This is a genomic window from Azoarcus sp. L1K30 (assembly GCF_018122735.1).
In the GTDB taxonomy this organism is placed as follows: domain Bacteria; phylum Pseudomonadota; class Gammaproteobacteria; order Burkholderiales; family Rhodocyclaceae; genus Parazoarcus.
This window is the reverse complement of record NZ_JAGRRD010000006.1, coordinates 1-4,385: the sequence shown is the minus strand read 5'-3', so window position 1 is coordinate 4,385 and position 4,385 is coordinate 1. Positions and strand designations below refer to the sequence as shown.

The window sequence follows — 4,385 nt, the reverse complement described above, 5'->3', positions numbered from 1 at the left end:
GAGCGATGCTCGCCGAAACCCCGCCTTCACCCCCTTGAAGGGGAGGGAGAAAAAACGGACTTCATTACCACACCCCTACCCGCCCCCTCATTCAGCAGCCTGCACCGCCTTGATCTGGTCGTAGCCGCTCATTTCCAGGAAGCCGCTACCGCTGAGCGCCCCGGACACACGTACGGCGCCTTCCCAATACTGGTTGAAGGTGGTTTCCAGGCCGTTGAACTCGCTTTCGATCCGCAAGGGCGTAATCGTCAGCTCGCCTTCGGCCAACTTCATCGTCCATTGCGCCGGGTAGCGCACGCCCGACTGCGGGCTTTTCCACGCGCCATGGGGTGTCAGCACGATGTCTGCGGGGCCCAGCGCCCTGACTTTGCCCGGCGACGAGCGCGTGCCATGCAGGCCCGCAAGCTTGCCATCCGCATCGAACAGTTCGTAGACCATCAGCTCGGAACCATCGTCCAGCTGGAGCGCAAACCAGTTCCACGCCAGGCGCGAGGCTTCGAAATCACCCCATTGATGATCGAACCACACCGCCCCCTTTACCGCCACCGCCTTGCCGCCGGCAAGCGCGACCGTGCCGCTGGCGGCAAGCCGGGGGCGCGAGTAGTAATAGCTCATGCCGGCCTCGCCGAAATCCAGCCGCCCCGGTGTCATCGAGCCCTTGGCGGTGTGCAGTACCGGCTCGCGCGCATCGGTCAGATCCAGCGCCAGCGTGAAGTCCTTGTCGGCAATCGACACCGTGTGATCGGCACCGAGCCCGCGCACACGCAGCCCCTCGTATTTGAAGTCGAAGCCATCTACCGTCGGGTCGGTCGGCACCCCGCCGGTGCGAAGCTGACGCTCGTAGCGCTTGCCCGTGCGCAGATCGGTCAGCGATACGTGAAACACCGTGTGCCGCACCAGTCCATCGCGCAGGAACACCGACACATGAAACGCAAAGCGCTCGCCGCCCGCCCCTGCGAGTTGCCCGTTGTAGTACCACCACTCGGTCGCCCTGGCATGCGGCCGGCTGTCCTCAGGCAGGCGCACCGGCCGCAATGCTGACGTGCGCTCGACGACGCGCGATACCGCCTCTGCGGCGCGGGCCCGCGAATTTCCATCGCCCCCGCCACCCAGCAGCACCACGTAGGCCCCCACGGCCAACACGACCGCCAAGGTCGCAAGCACCGGCCCGATGTAACGCTTCCAGCGCCTGCGCTGCGGTTTGTACCGAACCTTGCGTCGCGAATCCGTCGCCATCGCCGCCCCCCGCCTGTCGCGATCGCCCGCGCTCACGGCGACGGCAGCAGGTAGGCGCGCGAGTAGGCATGCACGCCTTCATCCTGCGCCGCCAGCGACAACGGCCACCAGCGCAGCGCCTCGTGCTGCTCGTCACCGAGCTGCACCTCGAAATCGGCGGGCACATCGATGCGGTGCGCCAGCACCACGTAATGCGTACTCACGCCAATGTCGCCGGCAAAGCAGTCGGGGTAGAAGTGTTCGTAGGCACCGACGAAGCGGACATCCAGGTCATCGAGGGCCAGCCCGAGTTCGCGCTGTGCCACGCGGCCCAGCGCGTGTTCGCGGGTCTCGTCCTTGAGCACGCGGCCGCCGGGCACAAACCAGAAACCCTGCGCTGGACGGTTGTTACGCAGACCGAGCAAGACCTCTGCCCCGCCCCGCACCAGCACCAGATCCACCGACACCAGCGGCATCGCCGCCACCAGATCAACGAAACGCGACGCCTCGAACACCACCCCGCCCGTGCTCATCGCGACAGGTAATCCGCATAGGCCAGCTTCACGCCCTCGACCAGCGAGGTCTGCGCCACGTAGCCCAGCGACTTCAACCGGCTCACGTCCAGCAGCTTGCGCGGCGTGCCGTCGGGCTTGGTCGCATCAAAGCTCACCATGCCGTGATAGCCCACCACCTCACTTGCCACCTGCGCCAGCTCACGTATGGTGATGTCCTCACCCGTGCCGATATTCACCAGCGGACCGTCGTAGCCGGTCTGCATCAGATGAACGCACGCGGCGGCCAGATCATCCACATACAGAAACTCGCGCATCGGCGTACCGGTGCCCCACAGCAACACGCCCGTCGGCGCGCCCACCGCCACCAATCCGCCATCCCCGCCCCGGCCCAGCCCCAGGCTGCTCACGATGTCGTCGGGAATACGCCCGTAGCGCGTCTCGTCGGCGGCAATCCCCGCCACATCGCCGGCCAGCGCCAGCTTGGCCAGATGAAACTTGCGAATCAGCGCCGGCAGCACATGGCTGTTGGTCAGATCGTAGCTGTCGTTGGGCCCGTACAGATTGGTCGGCATCACACTCACATACTGGTGCCCATACTGGGCGTTGTACGCGTCGCACAGCTTGATGCCCGCGATCTTGGCAATCGCATAGGGCTCGTTGGTGGGCTCGAGCAGACCGGTCAGCAGGCTGTCCTCGGTAATCGGCTGTGGCGCCATCTTGGGGTAGATGCAGCTCGACCCCAGAAACATCAGCCGCTGCACACCGGCCAGATGCGCGCCGTGAATCAGGTTGTTCTGGATGGTGAGGTTTTCATACAGAAACTGGCCGCGATAGATGTTGTTGGCCAGAATGCCCCCCACCTTGGCCGCCGCCACGAATACGTAATCCGGCGCCTGCGCCGCCATGAATTCCAGCACCGAGCGCTGGTCGAGCAGGTCGAGCTGAACGCGGTTGCGGGTCACGATATTGTCGTAACCCAGCGCCTGCAGTTTGCGCACAATGGCCGAACCCACCATGCCGCGGTGACCCGCCACGAAAATCTTTGCATCCCGGCTCACGACCGAGCCCTCTGCGATTGCAACCATAAACAAACCTCCGCCAAAGCAGGAATTCTGAAAACGCCCGACCTCAGCGACGGCCGATGCAGTGATATTCGATGCCCTGCACGCGCACCAGCGCCGGGTCGTACATATTGCGGCCGTCAAAAATCACCGGTTGGCGCAAACGTGTCTTGATGAGTTCGAAATCGGGGCTGCGGAATTCCTTCCACTCGGTCACGATGATCAGCGCATCCGCCCCTTCGAGCGCGCTCTTGGGCCGGCCCGCATAGCTGATGCGTGCATCGTCGCCAAAAATGCGCTCCGCTTCCTGCATGGCAACCGGATCGTAGGCACTCACCGTCGCCCCACGACGGAACAGCTCTGCCGCAATGACGCGGCTCGGCGCATCGCGCATGTCGTCGGTATTGGGCTTGAATGCCAGGCCCCACATCGCAAAGCGCTTTCCGCTCAGATCCTCGCCGAAACGCGCGACGATCTTCTTGATCAGCACATGCTTTTGCGCGTCATTGGCCTCTTCGACCGCTGCGAGCACCTTCAGCTCATTGCCGTGCTCGCTGGCGGTCTTGATCAGTGCTTTCACATCCTTGGGAAAGCACGAGCCGCCATAACCGCAACCGGCATACAGAAAGTGCCAGCCAATCCGCGGATCGCTGCCAATGCCCTGGCGCACCAGTTCGATATCGGCACCCAGCGTCTCCGCCAGATTGGCCAACTCGTTCATGAAGCTGATCCGCGTCGCCAGCATCGCATTGGCCGCGTACTTGGTCAGCTCGGCCGAACGCACATCCATGAACACCAGCTTGTCGTGGTTGCGCTGGAAGGGCGCGTACAACTGCCGCATCAGCGCAATCGCCTGTTCATCCTCGGCACCCACCACGATGCGATCAGGCCGCATGAAATCGTCGAGCGCGGCGCCTTCTTTCAGAAACTCCGGGTTGGACACCACGCTGAACTCGATTGCCTCGCCCCGCGCCGCAATGGCCTCGGCCAGCACCGCGCGCACCTTGTCGGCAGTCCCCACCGGCACCGTGGATTTATCCACCACCACCCGGTAACCATCCATATAGGTGCCGATGTTCTTGGCCGCCGCCAGCACGTACTTGAGGTCGGCAGAGCCATCCTCGTCCGGCGGCGTGCCCACCGCAATGAACTGGATCACCCCGAACTTCGCGGCCTTCTCCACATCCGTGGTGAAGGACAGGCGCCCCGCTTCCACATTGCGCCGGACCATCTCGAGCAGCCCCGGCTCGTGAATGGGAATGCCGCCCTCTTCCAGAATCTTGATCTTCGCCGGATCCACATCCAGACAAAGCACATCGTTGCCCACATCCGCCAGGCACGCGCCCGACACCAGACCAACATAGCCGCTACCAATCACCGTGACTTTCATCACTTACTCCATTGCCTGTTTAAATCCCAGAGTTCGCCTGGTTCCCCAAACGACAAAATTCCAATCCAGCACATTCGAATAGCGAAGCGTTACCGTATTCGCGCGTCAATGAGGGCATGAAGTCAGTGCGGGCACCGTATCCCTCCCCCTTCAAGGGGGGTGAAGGCGGGGTTTCGGCGAGCATCGCTCGCTGCCGCCTGAACG

The 4,385-nt window shown here is 63.4% G+C and carries 4 protein-coding genes; all 4 read right to left on the bottom strand.

Going from position 1 to position 4,385, the window contains the following annotated elements; all coding sequences use genetic code 11:
* Positions 1–87: 87 nt before the first annotated feature.
* From J5J83_RS22860 to J5J83_RS22845, 4 genes are read right to left on the bottom strand one after another with little or no spacing between them, the layout of a single operon-like run.
* Positions 88–1,236 (bottom strand): lipocalin family protein, encoded by a 1,149-nt coding sequence (locus J5J83_RS22860; RefSeq protein WP_212353741.1) that lies wholly within the window; start codon positions 1,234–1,236, stop codon positions 88–90.
* Positions 1,237–1,268: 32 nt separating this feature from the next.
* A complete protein-coding gene (locus J5J83_RS22855) occupies positions 1,269–1,748 on the bottom strand; it encodes a GDP-mannose mannosyl hydrolase (RefSeq protein ID WP_212353727.1) in 480 nt (159 codons plus the stop codon).
* Positions 1,745–2,815 carry a GDP-L-fucose synthase gene (locus J5J83_RS22850; protein WP_212353723.1) on the bottom strand — a complete coding sequence of 357 codons (1,071 nt, stop codon included), beginning with the start codon at positions 2,813–2,815 and terminating at the stop codon, positions 1,745–1,747. The genes J5J83_RS22855 and J5J83_RS22850 overlap by 4 nt, the downstream gene beginning before the upstream one ends.
* Positions 2,816–2,858: 43 nt before the next feature.
* Positions 2,859–4,181, bottom strand: coding sequence for a UDP-glucose/GDP-mannose dehydrogenase family protein (locus J5J83_RS22845; protein ID WP_212353719.1), 1,323 nt, complete (start codon positions 4,179–4,181; stop codon positions 2,859–2,861).
* Between the last annotated feature and the right edge of the window lie 204 nt (positions 4,182–4,385).

What these genes read in the sequence shown, in the direction of transcription:
- J5J83_RS22860 (WP_212353741.1), bottom strand. Translation starts at nt 1,236, where the DNA reads ATGGCGACGGATTCGCGACGCAAGGTTCGGTACAAACCGCAGCGCAGG.
- J5J83_RS22855 (WP_212353727.1), bottom strand. Translation starts at nt 1,748, where the DNA reads ATGAGCACGGGCGGGGTGGTGTTCGAGGCGTCGCGTTTCGTTGATCTG.
- J5J83_RS22850 (WP_212353723.1), bottom strand. Translation starts at nt 2,815, where the DNA reads ATGGTTGCAATCGCAGAGGGCTCGGTCGTGAGCCGGGATGCAAAGATT.
- J5J83_RS22845 (WP_212353719.1), bottom strand. Translation starts at nt 4,181, where the DNA reads ATGAAAGTCACGGTGATTGGTAGCGGCTATGTTGGTCTGGTGTCGGGC.